Raw genomic sequence first — 18,390 nt, forward strand, 5'->3', positions numbered from 1 at the left:
TATAGTAAATGTTTTTGAAATCAATTGAAATAAGAGGATTTAAATCCTTTGCAAATAAAACAGAACTTACGTTTAAAAGAGGAGTAACATCTATAGTAGGACCTAATGGCAGTGGTAAAAGCAACATATCAGATGCTGTAAGATGGGTTTTAGGAGAGCAAAGTGTTAAAAACTTAAGAGGTGGCAAAATGGAAGATGTAATTTTTGCCGGAACACAATTTAGAAAGCCTGTAAGTCTTGCTCAAGTATCCCTAACTTTAGATAATACTAAGCTAGAACTCCCAATAGAATATACAGACGTCACAGTTTCTAGAAGGATTTATAGATCTGGAGACAGTGAATATTATATAAATAACACACAGTGCAGGTTAAAAGATATACAGGAACTATTTATGGATACAGGTATAGGAAAAGAAGGTTATTCCATAATAGGACAGGGTAAAATAGATGCTATATTAAGTGGTAAAACAGAGGAAAGAAGAAACCTTTTAGAGGAAGCAGCAGGAATAGTAAAGTTTAAAACAAGAAAACAAGAAGCTGAAAAAAAATTGCAAAATTCGGAGAGCAATTTAACTAGAATATCCGATATATTAAACACTTATGAAGAAAGATTAGAACCTTTAAGGGTAGAAAGTGAAAAAGCTAAAAAATTTCTAAGATTAAGTGAGGAGCTAAAGTTAAAGGAAGTAAATATAATAGTTCATTCTATTGAAAAATTAAATGCTGATATAGATGAAATAAGTAATAAAATAAAACACATAAAAAATGATTTGAATATTTTACATAAGGAAAATGATAACTGTAAAAAAGAGCTAGACATATGGAATGAAGAACTGAAAAAATTTGAAGATGAAAATTTGCAAGAAAGAAAAGCTTATTATAGCAAGAAAGAAGAACTAGCAAATACAGTATCTGAAAATAATATACTATTAGAGAGAATAGCAAATTTAGAAAGTATTACAATGAGTTCTACAAAGGATCTAGAAGAAATAGATAAAAAAATAGATGAGTTAAATAAATCTAGAAATCTTTCTGAAAAACAACTCAGTGATATGTCTTTAAAAAGCAAAGAATTAAATAAATATGTTTTAGAAAAAGAGAATCTTGTATTAAGCTTAAATTCTGAATTGGAAAATGAAGAAAAAGTATTAAACAAAATTAAGGCAGATCATATGGAATACTTGAGCAGGGTATCTTCTATTAAAAATAACGTGATATTAATTAATAATAATATAGAAGGATTAAATAAAAAGCTTACTCAGCTAAAAACTTCTTGTGATAGTTTTATTAATTCAATACAAATAAACAATAATACTAAAGAAATGCTTAATGCTGAAATCCATAAGCTAAAGGGCAAAATAAATACATATGAAGAAAATATGAAAAGTAACAAAAAAGAAATATCTTCACATAAGGATAAATTATCAATAAGAGAAAAAGAAACAAGAGAATTACACTCCATTTATAATAAACTGGAAGCTAATCATAACTTTTTATTGAATTTAGATAAGCAGTATGAAGGGTATTCAAAGTCAATAAAAAATCTTATGCAAGCTATAGATAAGCAGAGAGTTCCAGAAGCTATAAATAATGCTTATGTGCTAGGAGAAATAATTGAAGTTGATAAACTTTATGAGAAGGCCATAGAAATAGCTTTAGGAGGAGCTATTTCACATGTTATAACTTCTAATGAAGAAATTGCTAAAACACTTATAAGGTATTTAAAGCAAAATAATTTAGGTAGAGGTACTTTCTTGCCATTAAACATTATAAAAGGTAAGAGGGTTTCATTAAATAAAGATATAAAAAACGTGGATGGTTATATTGGTATCGCAAGTGAACTTATAAAATATAATAATAAATTCACTCCAGCGGTAGATTACGTATTGGGGAAAACGATTATATGTGATAATATGGATAATGCACTTATATTAGCTAAAAGATGCGATTATAGCTATAAAATAGTGACATTATCTGGAGAAGTAATAAATCCTGGCGGTTCATTAACAGGAGGTAGTATTTATAGTAATAAAAATACCAGTGTTATAGGAAGAAAAAGAGAAATAGAAGAAATAGATAATTCCATAAGAGAAACTTCGCTAAAAATAGATAAGTATAGTAATGAAGTTAATAAATTAAATGAAATTGTTAAAAAGCTAGATGAGGAAAACTTGAATTTAAAAGATCAAGTTTATTATGAAAATATAGAAATAACGAAACTTCAGGAAAAACTTTCTCATATAGATAATGAAACTGTTAGATTGAAGAATAATTTAAGCATATCTAAAAATGAAATAACGTCTATAGAGTTAGACATACAAGAAAATATTAAAGAAAAAGATATAAATAAAGCTAAAGTTAATGAACTGGAAAAGTTACAAACAAACAATGTAACTAAGATTTCAGATATAGAAAAAGCAATTTCATTTAAACAAGATGAACTAGAAAAAATAAAAGAAACTTTGATGACAAAGAAAATAGAAAAAGCTCAAATAGATGAAATGTATTTAAATAATGTAAAAGAAGTGGAAAGAATAGATAAAGAAATCGATGAATTTAAAAAAAGAAAAGACAACTTAAGAATATCTATGGAAAATTCAGCAAATAATATCCATGAGTTTAGATTGAAAATTAAAGATAATGACAGAAAAATAGAACTTACAAATGGAGCTATAAGAAATTTAGATGTTAAATTTAAGGATAGAGAAATTGAACTTATAAAAGTAAAAGAAAAAATAAATTTATATCAAGCTCAGTTAGAGGAGTTTCATATTCTTAAGGAGAAAAAAGACAGCGAGTTCCATAAGTATGAAGTAATTTTAACTAAACTTCAAACCGAGGAACAAAGTCTTAAAAATAAACTATATGAAGAACATGAAATAGATTCTTATAAAGCATTAAATTTTAAAATTGAAATAGAGGACATAAACAAATATAAGCAGGAGATTTCAAACATAAAAATGAGTATATCAAGTTTGGGAGTAGTAAATGTAGGGGCCATAGAAGAGTATAAAGAAATTGGAGAAAAGTTTAATTTTATGAATGGCCAAAAGGAAGATTTGATAAAAGCTAAAGATGAGCTGATGAATGTTATTGGAGAAATGACTGAAAAGATGAAAGTCGTTTTTAATGAAAATTTCCATATGCTTAGAACTATATTTAATGAGACCTTTAATGAATTATTTAAAGGAGGAAGTGCAGATCTTATATTAACAGGAGATGAACTGACAGGTAATATAGATATAAATGTACAACCTCCGGGAAAAAAGTTGCAAAATATAAATTTAATGTCAGGTGGGGAAAAAGTTCTATCAGCCATAGCATTATTATTTGCTATATTAAAAATGAAACCGACTCCTTTTTGTATATTAGATGAAATAGAAGCAGCATTAGACGATGCCAATGTGGCAAGGTATGCTGAGTTCTTAAAAAAGTTTTCTGAGAATATACAGTTTATAGTTATAACTCATAGAAAAGGAACTATGGAATCTAGTGATGTTTTATATGGAGTTACTATGGAAGAAAAGGGAGTTTCAAAAATAGTATCAGTAGATTTAACAACATAAGGAGTGATATCATGTTTGGAGGATTTTTTGAAAAATTAAAACAGGGACTTACTAAGACAAAGGGAAACTTTACAGATAAGATTAGTCAAATGCTAAAATTATATGTAAGCATTGATGAGGATTTATTTGAGGAATTAGAAGAGATACTTATTACATCAGATATAGGTGTAGAAACTTCCTTAGAAATAATTGAGAGATTGAGAGAGAAAATAAAGGAAGAAAAGATAAAAGACCCTGTAGAAGTAAAGCCATGCCTTAAAAAAGTTATATTAGAGATATTAGGAGGAGAAAGTGTATCCATTAATCCAGAAAAAACTCCTGAAATACTCTTAATTGTTGGAGTAAATGGTGTGGGTAAAACCACATCTATTGGAAAAATATCAGCTAAGCTTAAAAAGAATGGATATAAGGTTCTGATGGCTGCTGCAGATACATTTAGAGCTGCAGCTATAGATCAACTAGAAGTCTGGAGTAAAAGGTCAGGAGTTGACTTAGTAAAGCATCAAGAGGGGTCAGACCCTGCAGCGGTAGTATATGATGCTATACAGGCAGCCAAAGCAAGAAATACTGATGTTCTTATATGTGATACTGCGGGAAGACTTCATAATAAAAAAAATCTTATGGACGAATTAAGTAAGATAAATAGAATTATAGAAAGAGAATATACTGATGCAGAAAAGCATACTTATCTTGTTTTAGATGCTACAACTGGTCAAAATGCAGTACTTCAGGCTAAACAGTTTATGGAAGTATGTAAAGTAGATGGTATAGTACTTACTAAGTTAGATGGTACAGCTAAGGGTGGCATAGTTATTTCTATTAAACATCAACTAGATATTCCAGTAAAACTTATAGGAGTAGGAGAGGGAATAGAGGATTTACAAGAATTTAATCCTGAAGAATTTGTGGAAGCGTTATTCTAAAACTTAGTATTTTATTATATTAAGTATTGATTTTACAAGGTTTGAATCAGAATTTAATTTTTAAATAGCTGTTAAGTGAAAATACTTGACAGTTATTTAAAAATTTGATATTATATAATTCGTCAATAAGTGATAAGGGAGTGAGTGTGCATTAGCACAAAACTCATGGATGAAAGAATAGAAATTTCATTGCTTTTAGATTATTACGGGGCTTTACTTACGGAAAAACAAACATATATTATGAATCTGTACTATAATGAAGATTTTTCATTAGCAGAGATATCAGAACATACAAATACTAGCAGGCAAGCTATTTATGATTTAATAAAGAGATGTAATAAGCTTTTGCTAGATTATGAATTAAAACTGAAGATAATGCAAAAAAATATGCAATTAGCAAATGTTAAAAGAAATATTCTAATTGAACTAGATAAATTAGAAGAAAACTGTGATGAAAATCAAATGAAAATAGTTGATTGTATAAAAACTCAGTTGATAGATAATATTTAGGGAGGATATGTATGGCTTTTGAAGGATTAGCTTCTAAGCTTCAAGAAACTTTAAAAAAGCTTAAAGGTAAGGGGAAACTTACGGAAAAAGATATAAAGGAAGCCATGAGAGAAGTAAAACTTGCTCTCTTAGAAGCAGATGTTAATTATAAAATAGTTAAGGACTTCGTGAAAAAAGTAAGTGAGAAATCTATGGGGAACGAGGTGTTAGAAAGTTTAACACCTGGTCAGCAAGTAATAAAAATAGTAAATGAAGAACTCGTAGAACTTATGGGAACCACAGAAAGTCAAATAAATTTTGCTCAAAATAATATCACTGTAATAATGCTTGTAGGGTTACAAGGTGCTGGTAAAACCACACTAGCTGGAAAACTTGCTCTTCAGTTAAAGAAGAAAAATAAAAAACCATTACTTGCAGCGTGTGATATATATAGACCTGCTGCAATAAAGCAGTTACAAGTAGTAGGAAAACAAATAGATATTCCTGTGTTTTCGTTAGGCGACAAAGTAAGTCCTATAGATATTTCTAAAGCTGCTATAAAGCATGCTAAGGACAATAACTTAAATGTAGTTATAATAGATACTGCAGGAAGATTACATATAGATGAAGACTTGATGAAGGAACTGCAAGATGTTAAAGAAGGTGTAAACCCTGATGAAATACTTCTTGTAGTAGATTCAATGACAGGACAGGATGCAGTAAATGTAGCGGAAAGTTTCAATAGTAAATTAGATGTTACAGGAGTTGTACTCACAAAGTTAGATGGTGACACTAGAGGTGGAGCAGCCCTTTCTATAAAGGCTATTACTGGAAAGCCTATAAAGTTTGTAGGTATAGGCGAAAAAATGAATGACTTTGAAGTTTTTCATCCAGATAGAATGGCATCTCGAATACTAGGTATGGGAGATGTATTGACTTTAATAGAAAAAGCTCAACAAGCAATAGACGAAAAGGAAGCAGAAAAACTTGGCAATCGTCTTATGAATCAAGAATTTAATTTAGAGGATTTCCAGCAGGCAATGCAGCAAATGAAGAACTTGGGTCCTTTAAATAAAATAGTGGAAATGATTCCTGGTATAAGCACTAAGGAGCTTCAAGGAGTAGATCTTAGCCAAGGTGAAAAAGAACTTAAAAAAACTGAGGCTATTATAGGTTCTATGACTATTAAAGAAAGAAGAAATCCTTCCTTAGTAAGCAGCTCTTCTTCAAGAAAGAAAAGAATAGCTAGTGGGTCAGGTACAACTATTCAAGATATTAATAAACTTTTAAAGCAATTTGAAGAAATGAAAAAGATGATGAAGCAAATGAAGGGAATGCAAAAAGGCTTTAACAAGAAAAAAGGCTTATTTGGAAAATTACCTTTCTAATATATTAATTGTTTTACTTTTTAAAGGAGGTGAAAAAACATGGCAGTTAAAATAAGACTAAGAAGAATGGGTGCTAAAAAAGCTCCTTTCTATAGAGTTGTTGTAGCAGATTCCAGATCCCCAAGAGATGGAAGATTCATAGAAGAAATAGGATACTACAACCCAATCACTGAACCAGCAACTATCAAGATAGATGAAGAAAAAGCTATTCAGTGGGTAAACAATGGTGCTCAACCAACAGAAATAGTTAAAAGACTTTTTGTTAAGTCTGGTGTTTCAGAGAAGCTTGGAAAGTAATATGGGGGTGCATTAAATGAAAGAATTAGTTGAAATTATAGCTAAGTCATTAGTTGATAGCCCTGATATGGTTCAAGTGAATGAAATAACTGGAGAACAATCAGTAATTTTAGAATTAAAGGTTGCTCCAGAAGACATGGGAAAAGTTATAGGAAAACAGGGAAGAATAGCTAAAGCTATTAGAACTGTAGTTAAAGCAGCAGCGATTAAGGAAAACAAGAGAGTTGTTGTAGAGATATTATAAAAGAGTTAGGGATGCCTAACTCTTTTTTTTAGAAAGGAGACTATTATTATGAAAGAGTATCTAAGTGTAGGTCAAATAATAAACACTCATGGATTGAACGGTGAAGTAAAGGTATTTCCTCTTACTGATGATATAAAGGCGTTTAAAGCTTTAGATAAAATATTTATTGATAATAAGGAAACAAATATATTAAGCGTTAAGTTTCAAAATGATAAGGTTATTTTAAGAATAGAAGGAATAGATTCCATTGAACAAGCAATGAAATACAAAAATAAATACATAGAAGTAAAAAGAGATGATGCTGAAAAGCTTTCAGAAGGTAGTTTTTTTATAGCTGATTTGATTGGATGTACAGTGTATGATGAAAATGGTGAAGATCTAGGTAAAATAGCAGATGTAATACAAACTAAAAGCAATGATGTATACTGGATTAAAGAAAAAAAGGAATTACTTATTCCAGCGTTAAAAGATATTGTGGTTAATATAAATATAGAAGAAAGAAAGGTAATTATAAAGCCTGTTTCGCAATGGATGTCAGAGTAGATATTTTAACTTTGTTTCCAGAGATGTTCGAAATTTTTAACCACAGTATAATGGGTAGAGCTATAAAAAATAATATTATAAATATAAATACTATAAATATAAGAGATTTTACTGAAAGCAAACATAGAAAGGTAGATGACTATCCATATGGCGGTGGTGCAGGTATGGTAATGTCAGCGCAACCGTTAGTGGATGCTATAAGCCATGCAAAGAAGCTAAACTCAGGTAAAGTTATTTTTTTGGGCCCAAGGGGAAAAACGTTTAATCAAGAAATGGCAAAAGAGCTTTCTAAGGAAAAAGGATTAATATTTGTTTGTGGCCACTATGAAGGTATTGATGAAAGAGTTTATAATCATATAGATATGGAAATTTCATTAGGTGACTTTGTTTTGACCGGAGGTGAAATGGCATGTATACCTGTAGTGGATGCCGTTTGTAGATTAATTCCAGAAGTTTTAGGAAGTAGTGAGAGTTTTATGGATGAATCCTTTTATGATGGACTTTTAGAATATCCACAGTATACTAGACCTGAAGTCTTTAGAGGAGAAAAGGTACCTGAAATATTAACATCAGGTCATCATGAAAATATACGCAAATGGAGAAAACTTCAATCTTTGATTATAACAGAAGAAAGAAGACCTGATTTATTTGAAACTTATAATTTAACAGAAGAAGATATTAAATTATTAAAAAAATGGAAGAAAAAATCATAGATTGTTGTTGAAAAATAAGTTTATATATGTTAAAATAACCTTTGTGCTAGTACGGACGTTCCTCTGTCTTAAAAATAGGCATGAGCGTTACATATTTTCAAGGAGGGAATGCACAATGTTAGAAGTAATAAGAGCTATAGAAGCTGAACAAATTAGAAATGATTTACCTGAATTTAATGTCGGAGATACTGTAAAAGTACATGTAAGAATTAAAGAAGGTAACAGAGAAAGAGTACAGATTTTCGAAGGAACAGTATTAAAGAGACAAAACGGTGGATTAAGAGAAACTTTTACTGTAAGAAGAGTTGCTTACAATGTAGGAGTTGAAAGAACATTCCCAGTTAATGCTCCAACTGTTGAGAAAATCGAAGTTGTTAGAAGAGGTAAAGTAAGAAGAGCTAAGTTATTCTACTTAAGAGATAGAGTAGGTAAGGCTGCAAAAGTAAAAGAAAGATTATAATAAAAATGGGGCTTACTTAATAAGTCCCTTTTTTATATATTAGGTGGTGTTATCGTATGGTAAAAGAGTTAGTGGATTTAGGCAAGTCTATACTTATAGCAATAATAGCTGCATTTTTAATAATAACTTTTGTATTTGAAACTGTAAATGTGGATGGGTTATCTATGTATCCTACTCTTCATAATAAGGATAGGCTTATTGTTGAAAAGGTTTCATATTATTTTAGAGAACCAAAAATGCAGGATATTGTTGTTATTAAATATCCAGCAAACCCTAAAGAAAAGTTTATAAAAAGGGTAGTAGCAGTTGAAGGCGATAAAGTGAAAGTAGAAAATAATACCTTATTTATAAATGGAATTTCTCAAAACGAGGATTATATATTTGAACAAAAAATGGAGGACTTTCCTGAAGTAACAGTGCCATCAGGAACAGTGTTTGTTTTAGGGGATAATAGAAATAATAGTTTAGATAGTAGAGATTCTAGAGTTGGGTTTGTAAAATACAATATGGTAGTAGGAAGAGCTGCTTTAAGGATTTATCCTTTTAGAAACTTTGGAAGTATAAATTAATAACCTAAAGAAAGGATAGATATATATGGATATGGCAATAAATTGGTTTCCTGGTCATATGGCAAAAACAAGAAGACAAATAAAAGAAAATCTTAAATTAGTAGATGCAGTGATTGAAATAAGAGATGCCAGAATAGTTAAATCTAGTGCGAATCCTGAAATAGAAGAAATTTGTGGTGATAAGCCTAGAATAATTCTTTTAAATAAAGCTGATTTAAGTGAAAAAGAAATTACTAATCAGTGGATAAGGACTTTATCTAAACAAAATGTAAAGGCCATAGCTTTTAATGCTTTAACGGGTGAAGGAACTAATAAGATTAGAGGTTTGTTAGATGAACTTTTAAAAGAAAAGCATGAGAGAATAAAAAATAAGGGCATAATGAAATTTGTAGATAGAGTAATGGTGGTAGGTATTCCTAATGGAGGAAAGTCATCTTTCATAAATAAAATGGCAAAAGCCAGCATTGCAAAGACTGGAGATAAGCCAGGAGTTACTAAAAGCAAGCAGTGGATAAAGACTAAAATGGATGTTGAGCTTTTAGATACACCAGGAGTGTTATGGCCTAAATTTGAAGATGAACAGGTAGGTTTAAGCTTAGCTTTTACAGGAGCTATAAAGGATGAAATTATGGATATAGAAACTTTGGCATTGAAGCTTATAGAAAAACTTCAAGAGGAATATCCTGAAAATCTTAAAAATAGATATAAGTTAGAGACATTAAGTGATAGCGCATTGGAGAATATGGATAATATAGGAAGAAAAAGAGGCGCTGTAATTTCAAGGGGAGAGATAGATTATAATAGAGTGGCTATTATGCTCCTAGATGAATTTAGAGCTGGAAAGCTAGGTAAGATATCTCTTGAGAGACCTGATACTATATAATGAAGGATATAAACTATGATAGAAAATTTAAATGATATAAATTTTTATAATTTAAAGTTTGATGAAATCAAAAGCAAAATAAAATGTATTGAGAAAAGTTATTTTGATATAAAATCTCAAGTAAATGTAGAAGAAATAATACAGTTATTATGTAAGGACCATAGAAAAAATGTACAGAAACTTTCAGTAAGCTTGCAAAGTTTTATTGAGAAAACTAATAAAGAAATTGAAAGAGTAAATAACATGTACAATTTTGATAAGGGATTTATTAGTAATGGATATGTTTCTGGAACAGATGAAGTAGGAAGAGGCCCTTTAGCAGGACCCGTTGTTGGAGCTACAGTGGTCTTAGATTTAAATAAATCAAATAGTAAGGATATTATTTTAGGTATAAAAGATTCTAAAAAGCTATCTGCAAAATTAAGAGAAGAATTAAGTTCTATAATTAAGGAGAAGTGTATTTCTTATAAAATTGTTGAAATAGAGAATACCATTATAGATGAAAAGGGCATAGGCTGGTGCAACAATGAGGTTTTAAAACAGTCCACTTTAAATTTAAATTTACAGCCTAACCTTGTTTTATCTGATGGATATGCAATAAAGAACATAAATATGAAAAATGAATATGTTATAAAAGGAGACTCTAAAAGCGCTAGTATAGCATGTGCATCCATAATAGCTAAGGTTTACAGAGATAATGTTATGGACAATTATGCAAAGAATTATCCACAGTATGGATTTGAAAAAAATGCTGGTTATGGAACAGCTGAACATATAGAAGCTTTGAAAAAATTTGGACCATGCAAAATACATAGGATGAGTTTTTTAAAAAACATTTTATAAACTATATTTGGAAAGCATCTTTTATAAGTTTTATAGAGAAATCATCATTAAGATGATTTAAGATTACTTCTATTACATCAAATCTAAAATTAAATTTGTTAAGTCTTTTTTTAAGAATATACATTTGTGCGGTTTTATATATGCGATATTGTTTTAAATAATTTACAGATTCTCCAGGAGTTCCGTAAAGAGTTCCATACCTTGTTTTTACCTCAATAAAGCTTATATAATCTCCGTCTTTTGCTATAATATCTATTTCCCCTGTTTTACTCCTAAAATTTCTGTCTAAAATAATATAGCCTCTGTCAATAAGATAGTCTTCTGCAATATTTTCTCCTAGATTTCCTATATCCTTTTTATAGGAATACATAAAAACTCTCCTCTCATTTAAAACATTTTTAAATCGTCTAATTAATATTATTTCCTAATTCTAGTAGAAATATATCATAAACTAAATAAAATAACGTAACTGTTTTATTACTTATATTATAATATAAGTATACCTCAAAATACTAGAGAAAAATTCTTAATATTCATGCAATGTCAAAATAAGCACCAAGCGCATAGCTTATCTATATGCTTGGTGCTTATTTTTGTGTTTGAAATTCTCGTATGTATTAAAAAATATATATTTTGGTTAAAATTGCAAAAGAGGTGATAAAAATGGCTATTAAAGTTAATTCTGCTGCTTTTACAGGTGTTGAGGGAATTATGGTAGCTGTGGAAGTGGATATTGGGAGAGGACTTCCAAGCTTTAATATTGTAGGATTAGGCGATATAGCAGTAAAAGAATCAAAAGAAAGAGTTAGAACTTCTTTGATAAACTCCGGATTTGAATTTCCTGTGGGAAGAATAACGGTAAATTTAGCACCAGCAGATGTAAAAAAGGAAGGTTGTTTATTTGATCTTGCTATAGCTATAGGAATTTTAAAAGAATCAGGACAAATTACTATGGATATAGATGATTACGTATTTTTAGGAGAGTTATCCCTAAGGGGAGAGCTTAGAGCCATAAGAGGAACCCTTCCTATAATAATAGGAGGAATTGAGAATAAATTTAATAAATTTATAATTCCAATTTCTAATAGTATAGAAGCGTCTTTGGTAAAAAACTCAGAAGTATATCCTTTTGAAACTTTAAAGGAAGTAGTTTCTTATCTCCAGTACAAAGATTTGATGCCTTTTTATGCAGAAGATCCTATATCAAGAACCGTAAAATATAATATTGATTTTGAGGAGGTTATAGGGCAGGAAAGTGTTAAAAGAGCAATTGAAGTAGCAGCAGCTGGAAATCATAATATAATTCTTTACGGACCTCCAGGTACAGGAAAAACTATGCTTGCAGAGAGAATACCTACTATTTTACCAGATTTAAGTTATGAAGAATCTCTTGAGTGTACTAAGGTATATAGTGTAGCCGGAGAACTTAATAGGGAATATAACCTAATATCAAATAGGCCATTTAGAAGCCCCCACCATACAGCCTCTAAAATAGCGCTTATAGGTGGTGGATCAAAACTTTTACCGGGAGAAATAAGTTTGGCTCATAATGGGATCCTTTATTTAGATGAGATGTTAGAATTTAATAAGAATTCATTGGAGGCCTTAAGACAACCATTAGAAAACAGGAAAGTAAAGATTTCAAAATCTACAGGAACAGTTGAGTATCCGTGTAATTTTATGCTAGTGAGTTCTTTAAATCCATGTCCTTGTGGAAATTATGGATCAGGAAATTGTATATGTACTGACTATGAGAGAAAGAGATATATTAAAAAGTTATCAGGACCACTAATGGACAGAATTGACATATTTGCATTTGTAAATAAATTAAACTTTAAAGACATAGGAAATGGGAAAAAAGAAGAAAGTTCTAAACTTATTAAAAAAAGAATAGAACGAGCAAGAGAGCTGCAAAAAGAAAGATTTGAAGGTTTACAAATAAGAACAAATGGGGAAATGTCATCTTCTGAAATAAAGAAATATTGTGTGCTGAAAGAAAAAGAAAAAGTTTTTATAGAAAAAGTATATAACAAATTTAATTTTAGTACTAGAGTATATCATAAGGTACTTAAACTTGCCCGCACCTTAGCAGATTTAGAGGGAAAAGACTTAATAGGGGAACAGGATTTAATTGAGGCTATTCAATATAGAAGGTTTTTAAGTGATGTAGTATAAAAGAGGTGTATAATATGAATTTATATGACATTTGGCTTGTGAAAATTAAATTAAATAATAAACTGAAGATAAATTTATTAAATAAATTTAAAGCATCAAAATCAATTTACGAGTATTGTAATGATAGCTTATACATAAGTAAGGATATTGAGTCAGAAAGAAAAGTAAAACTGCTTATGAAAAATCAGTGGAATAAAGATGAACTTAATAAATATTTAAATATATTAGAAGATAAAGAAATAAACATGGTCCTATTTAATGAGGAAAAATATCCAATTAAATTAAAAGAATGTAACAATGCTCCTATAGCTCTATTTTATAAAGGGGATATAGTACCATTAAACCATCACAGAAGTGTAGCTATAGTAGGATCACGAAGATGTTCTTACTATGGTGAAAATTTATCAGAGATAATTTCCAGAGAGCTATGTCAAAAAGAAGTAAGTATAATTAGTGGGATGGCAAAAGGCATAGATTCTTTTGCTCACTTTGGTGCGTTAAAAAATAATGGATTTACATGTGCAGTACTAGGATGCGGAGTAGATATAATATACCCTAAGCAAAATAAGGAACTATATAAAGAGATAATAAAAAAGGGATGTATAGTATCAGAATTTTTGCCGGGTACCGAGCCTATTTCATATAACTTTCCTTTAAGGAATAGGATAATAAGTGGACTAAGTGAAGCAGTGGTAGTAGTAGAAGCCTCGGAGCGGAGCGGATCATTAATTACTGCCACATATGCATTGGACCAAGGAAGGGATGTGTTTTCTGTTCCAGGTTCGATATTATCTGAAACTAGTAAGGGAACGAATAAACTAATAAAGGAGGGAGCATTTCCGCTTACTTCGGTAGAAGATATATGTAATTTCTTGAATATTGAATATAATTCTAACAAAAAAGATAAAATAAGATTAGATAAGAAAGATATAATAAAGCTAGATAAGATTGAAAATAAAGTATATTCAATTATAAATGAAACACCTATGTATATTGATGATATATTAAAATATAGCAATATTGACATAAAGCAGTTATATGAGGTATTATTTGAATTGCAATTAAAAAATAGAATAACTTGCCTTTCTGGCAATTATTATGTTAAAATTGCAAATAGTATTTAATATAAGAAAATTTTAAATTAAGAAAGCAATTAGAATTTAAGGGGGGTGTCAACTCTGATAAAAAAAGTTATCAGAGGGAAGCATGGGACAAAAACTTATAATAGTAGAATCACCAGCAAAGGCTAAAACCATTAGAAAGTATTTGGGAAAGAATTATATAGTAGAAGCATCTATGGGACATATAAGGGATTTGCCTAAAAGTCAGTTAGGCGTTGATATAGAAAATAACTATAATCCTAAGTATATTACTATAAGGGGTAAAGGAGAACTTTTAGAAAAGTTAAAGAAGGAAGCAAAGAAAAGTGATGAAGTATATTTAGCAACGGACCCTGATAGAGAAGGAGAAGCTATTTCCTGGCATTTACTTCAGGCATTAAAAATAGATGAAAGTAAAAAATGTAGAGTAGTTTTTCATGAAATAACTAAGGGAGCAGTAAAAAGTGCTATTAAGTCTCCTAGAGAAGTAAATATAAATCTAGTAAATGCACAACAAGCACGTAGAGTATTAGATAGATTAGTAGGTTATCAAATTAGTCCTATTCTTTGGAAAAAAGTAAGATGGGGATTAAGTGCGGGTAGGGTTCAGTCTGTAGCATTAAAATTAATATGCGATAGAGAACTTGAAATAGAAAAATTTATACCTAAGGAATATTGGACAATTGAAGGTATAGTACATAAAGAAAAGGATAAGCAAACTTTTCCAATAAGATTGCATTCTAAAGACAATAAAAAAATAGAAATAAACAATAAAGAAGAAGCAGATAATATAAGTAACGATTTAAAAATAGGTGAATTTATAGTAAAAAGTGTAAAGAAAAGCAAAAAGAATAAAAATCCTCTTGCGCCATTTACCACTAGTACGCTTCAACAGGATGCATATAAAAAGCTGAACTTTGCTACAAAAAGAACTATGTCCGTAGCGCAACAGTTATATGAAGGAATTGACATTAAAGGTTATGGTACTATAGGTTTAATAACCTATATGAGAACTGACTCTGTAAGAATTTCTGTAGAAGCTCAAGAAATGGCTAAACAATTTATAATAGATAAGTATGGAAAAGAATATGTTCCAGAATCATTTAGGGAATTTAAAGGCAAAAAAAATATTCAAGATGCTCATGAAGCTATAAGACCTACTAATGTGGAAATTACTCCAGATATAGCTAAAGAAAATCTGAGTCCAGAGCAATATAAGTTATATACATTGATATGGAATAGATTTATGGCTAGCCAAATGTCTTCCTGTGTACTTGATGTTACAGCAATAGACATTGTAAATGGAGTATATTCTTTTAAAGCTAGCGGATCTATTGTTAAATTTGATGGATTCATGAAGCTTTATGAGTATTCAACAGAAGACGAAAATGAAAGTACAAAGCTTCCTAATCTTGAGGATAATGATAAATTAGTATGTAAAGATGTAGATAGTAAGCAGCATTTCACGCAACCGCCAGCTAGATTTTCCGAAGCGACTTTAGTAAAAATCTTAGAGGAGAACGGTATAGGGCGTCCAAGTACATATGCTCCTACTATATCTACTATTTTAGAGAGAAAGTACATAGAAAGAGAAAAGAAAACACTAAAACCAACGGAATTAGGATTTATAGTAGACAATATATTAGTAGAGTATTTCAAACCTATCGTGGATGCAGAATTTACTGCTGAAATGGAAGATAAACTAGATAATATAGAAGGTGGTAAAGAAAACTGGAAAAAGGTAGTGAATGATTTCTTTGAACCACTTAAAGAATTGATAGAAAAAGCCGAAAAAGAAGTAGAGAAAATTACAATAGAAGATAAAGTTACTGATATAAAATGTGATAAATGCGGCAAAAATATGGTTATAAAACATGGAAGATTTGGAGAGTTTTTAGCTTGTCCTGGTTACCCTGAATGTAAGAACACTAAACCAATTGTAGAAGAAATAGATGCAAAATGTCCTAAGTGTTCCGGTAATATTGTAGCTAAAAAGAGTAAAAAGGGCAGGAAATTTTATGGATGTAGTAATTATCCAGAGTGTAACTTTGTAAGTTGGTTTGAACCTTCAAATGAAAAATGTCCTAGTTGTGGAGGGCATATGGTCAAAAAGTATAGTAAGACTAAGGGTAATTACTTAGAATGTATAAATGAAGAATGCAAAAATAAAGTGTATAAAGAAGAGAAGAAAAATGAATAATTTGCAATAAATGTCGAAAAACTAAAAAAACACATGCAAATTATAAAAATGATGTTGAATTTTGTTAAAGTGTATGCTATGATGAATATTGTAATGTACAAAACAATTCTAAAAATTTAAAAAAGTCTTAAAAATGCTATATAAATTCTAAATAATGATTTATAATATATATATGATATATGTAGCCTTAGGAAAAGACGAAAAGAATAAAATCCTAGATGAAACAGAGGAGGAGTAATCAAATGTCATCTCTTTTAAATAAAACAAGAAGATTAAACAAAATTCTTCAGAAATCAGGAACTGAGCCGGTAGTATTTGATGATATATGTAAGCTTTTAAGTGAAGTCTTAACTTGTAACGTATATATATTAAGTAAAAAAGGTAAAATATTGGGATATGATTTTTCTACTGGATTTGAATGTGATGAAGTAAAGGAAAAGGTAATGACAGAAATGCGTTTTCCTGAATTTTATAATAATAAGTTATTAAACGTTCATGAATCATTATCTAATTTAACTAACAATGGGAAATGCGTATTTGGAGACAACATTGAATGTGGAATAGAAAATAAGCTAACTACTATAGTACCTATTAATGGGAATAGAGAAAGATTAGGAACACTTCTAATTGCCAGATTTGATGATACTTTTACAGATGATGATTTAGTACTTGCTGAATATGCAGCAACTATAATTGGACTTGAAATATTAAGATCTAAGCATGATGAAATAGAAGAAGAAGTTAGAAAGAAAGCTGTTGTTCAATTAGCTATAGGAACTTTATCCTATTCCGAATTAGAAGCAGTAGAACATATATTTAATGAATTAGACGGAAGCGAAGGGCTTTTAGTTGCATCTAAAATAGCAGATAAAGTTGGAATTACTAGATCAGTTATAGTTAATGCATTAAGAAAATTTGAAAGTGCTGGAGTAATAGAATCTAGATCGTTAGGTATGAAGGGAACTCATATAAAGATATTAAACGATAAGTTATTGGAAGAATTAAAGAAAATAAAATAGTTATAAAGAACAGAGCAACCCTTGCTCTGTTTTTTTATGCTATAAAATTCACCAATCTATCACAATTATTTTTAAAATAATGTTGAATAGCAGAAATTCATATGATATACTATCAAAGGTGAGAAAAAATACACACATTACCTAATTTTATAAATGGTGCCGCAAAGGTAGTTTATATAATATGAAGGTAGTGGAGGAAAAAACCAGGAGGTATAAAATTATGTCAGTTATTTCAATGAAACAATTATTAGAAGCTGGTGTACACTTTGGACATCAGACAAGAAGATGGAACCCTAAGATGGCTCCATACATATTTACAGAAAGAAATGGTATCTATATCATTGACTTACAGAAAACTGTAAGAAAAGTAGAAGAAGCTTATAACTTCATAAGAGAAGTTGCAGCAGAAGGAAAAGATATTCTATTTGTAGGTACTAAGAAACAAGCTCAAGAAGCTATTCAAGAAGAAGCAATCAGATCTAACATGTATTTTGTAAACAATAGATGGTTAGGTGGAATGTTAACAAACTTCTCAACTATTAAGGGAAGAATTAAGACATTAGAAGAATTAGAGCAAATGGAGCAAGATGGAACGTTTGAAGTTTTACCAAAGAAAGAAGTTATAAAGCTAAGATTAGAAGAAGAAAAGCTAGAAAAGAATCTAGGTGGAATAAAGAAATTAGACGTAAGAAACATTGGAGCTTTATTTGTAGTTGATCCAAGAAAAGAAAAGAATGCTATATCTGAAGCTAAAACTTTAGGTATACCAGTAGTAGCTATAGTAGATACTAATTGTGATCCAGATGAAGTTGACTATGTAATTCCAGGAAATGATGATGCTATAAGAGCGGTAAAATTAATAACTGCTAAAATGGCTGATGCTATCATGGAAGGAAGACAAGGCGAACAATTAGAAGGCTAGTAAATGTAAAGGTAGATGAAGCTTAGGCTTCATGTACCTTTTAAATAACTACAAAT

General features: G+C 29.9%; 18 protein-coding genes. 17 read left to right on the forward strand and 1 reads right to left on the reverse strand.

The features are described from left to right. Nucleotides 1-8: 8 nt before the first annotated feature. From smc to DP68_RS06410, 12 genes are all read left to right on the forward strand, one after another. Entirely contained in the window at nucleotides 9-3,566 is a 3,558-nt protein-coding gene (gene smc, locus DP68_RS06355) for a chromosome segregation protein SMC (protein WP_035307593.1), read from the forward strand. Between the two features lie 11 nt (nucleotides 3,567-3,577). Next, complete coding sequence (ftsY, locus tag DP68_RS06360; RefSeq protein WP_035307595.1) at nucleotides 3,578-4,489, forward strand: signal recognition particle-docking protein FtsY; 912 nt, start codon at nucleotides 3,578-3,580, stop codon at nucleotides 4,487-4,489. Between the two features lie 165 nt (nucleotides 4,490-4,654). Beyond that, on the forward strand, nucleotides 4,655-4,999 hold the full coding sequence (locus DP68_RS06365) for a putative DNA-binding protein (protein WP_035307597.1): 345 nt from the start codon (nucleotides 4,655-4,657) through the stop codon (nucleotides 4,997-4,999). 11 nt (nucleotides 5,000-5,010) lie between these two features. Next, on the forward strand, nucleotides 5,011-6,366 hold the full coding sequence (gene ffh / locus DP68_RS06370) for a signal recognition particle protein (protein ID WP_035307599.1): 1,356 nt from the start codon (nucleotides 5,011-5,013) through the stop codon (nucleotides 6,364-6,366). Between the two features lie 39 nt (nucleotides 6,367-6,405). Continuing rightward, entirely contained in the window at nucleotides 6,406-6,663 is a 258-nt protein-coding gene (rpsP, locus tag DP68_RS06375; protein ID WP_035307600.1) for a 30S ribosomal protein S16, read from the forward strand. Nucleotides 6,664-6,679: 16 nt separating this feature from the next. After that, nucleotides 6,680-6,907, forward strand: a complete 228-nt coding sequence (locus DP68_RS06380; RefSeq protein WP_035307601.1) for a KH domain-containing protein — start codon at nucleotides 6,680-6,682, stop codon at nucleotides 6,905-6,907. A 48-nt stretch (nucleotides 6,908-6,955) separates the two neighbouring features. Then, nucleotides 6,956-7,450 carry a ribosome maturation factor RimM gene (gene rimM, locus DP68_RS06385; RefSeq protein ID WP_035307602.1) on the forward strand — a complete coding sequence of 165 codons (495 nt, stop codon included), beginning with the start codon at nucleotides 6,956-6,958 and terminating at the stop codon, nucleotides 7,448-7,450. Continuing rightward, nucleotides 7,435-8,163: a tRNA (guanosine(37)-N1)-methyltransferase TrmD gene (gene trmD, locus DP68_RS06390; RefSeq protein ID WP_035307604.1), complete on the forward strand. Its 729-nt coding sequence runs from the start codon at nucleotides 7,435-7,437 to the stop codon at nucleotides 8,161-8,163. Before rimM ends, trmD begins: the two co-directional genes overlap by 16 nt. A 115-nt stretch (nucleotides 8,164-8,278) precedes the next feature. Continuing rightward, nucleotides 8,279-8,623 (forward strand): 50S ribosomal protein L19, encoded by a 345-nt coding sequence (gene rplS / locus DP68_RS06395; RefSeq protein ID WP_035307606.1) that lies wholly within the window; start codon nucleotides 8,279-8,281, stop codon nucleotides 8,621-8,623. Between the two features lie 56 nt (nucleotides 8,624-8,679). Then, entirely contained in the window at nucleotides 8,680-9,192 is a 513-nt protein-coding gene (gene lepB / locus DP68_RS06400; RefSeq protein ID WP_035307609.1) for a signal peptidase I, read from the forward strand. A gap of 31 nt (nucleotides 9,193-9,223) precedes the next feature. Beyond that, complete coding sequence (gene ylqF, locus DP68_RS06405) at nucleotides 9,224-10,075, forward strand: ribosome biogenesis GTPase YlqF (protein ID WP_035307909.1); 852 nt, start codon at nucleotides 9,224-9,226, stop codon at nucleotides 10,073-10,075. Between the two features lie 15 nt (nucleotides 10,076-10,090). Further along, entirely contained in the window at nucleotides 10,091-10,918 is an 828-nt protein-coding gene (locus DP68_RS06410) for a ribonuclease HII (protein ID WP_035307611.1), read from the forward strand. Nucleotide 10,919: 1 nt separating this feature from the next. On the opposite strand, the gene DP68_RS06415 is transcribed toward DP68_RS06410, so the two are convergent. Further along, nucleotides 10,920-11,288: a YraN family protein gene (locus tag DP68_RS06415; protein ID WP_035307613.1), complete on the reverse strand. Its 369-nt coding sequence runs from the start codon at nucleotides 11,286-11,288 to the stop codon at nucleotides 10,920-10,922. Nucleotides 11,289-11,581: 293 nt separating this feature from the next. Here DP68_RS06415 and DP68_RS06420 point away from each other — a divergent pair, with 293 nt between their 5' ends. The 5 genes from DP68_RS06420 (at nucleotide 11,582) to rpsB (ending at nucleotide 18,334) form a co-directional block, all read left to right on the forward strand. Further along, entirely contained in the window at nucleotides 11,582-13,093 is a 1,512-nt protein-coding gene (locus DP68_RS06420) for a YifB family Mg chelatase-like AAA ATPase (RefSeq protein ID WP_035307616.1), read from the forward strand. A gap of 14 nt (nucleotides 13,094-13,107) precedes the next feature. After that, nucleotides 13,108-14,217 carry a DNA-processing protein DprA gene (gene dprA / locus DP68_RS06425; RefSeq protein ID WP_035307618.1) on the forward strand — a complete coding sequence of 370 codons (1,110 nt, stop codon included), beginning with the start codon at nucleotides 13,108-13,110 and terminating at the stop codon, nucleotides 14,215-14,217. A gap of 82 nt (nucleotides 14,218-14,299) precedes the next feature. Beyond that, nucleotides 14,300-16,393, forward strand: coding sequence for a type I DNA topoisomerase (gene topA / locus DP68_RS06430; protein ID WP_035307621.1), 2,094 nt, complete (start codon nucleotides 14,300-14,302; stop codon nucleotides 16,391-16,393). A 242-nt stretch (nucleotides 16,394-16,635) separates the two neighbouring features. Beyond that, a complete protein-coding gene (gene codY / locus DP68_RS06435; RefSeq protein ID WP_035307623.1) occupies nucleotides 16,636-17,412 on the forward strand; it encodes a GTP-sensing pleiotropic transcriptional regulator CodY in 777 nt (258 codons plus the stop codon). Between the two features lie 220 nt (nucleotides 17,413-17,632). Further along, complete coding sequence (rpsB, locus tag DP68_RS06440; protein ID WP_035307625.1) at nucleotides 17,633-18,334, forward strand: 30S ribosomal protein S2; 702 nt, start codon at nucleotides 17,633-17,635, stop codon at nucleotides 18,332-18,334. Nucleotides 18,335-18,390 lie beyond the last annotated feature (56 nt).

The organism is Clostridium sp. HMP27, assembly GCF_000765165.1.
Classification (GTDB): Bacteria; Bacillota; Clostridia; order Clostridiales; family Clostridiaceae; genus Clostridium_AK.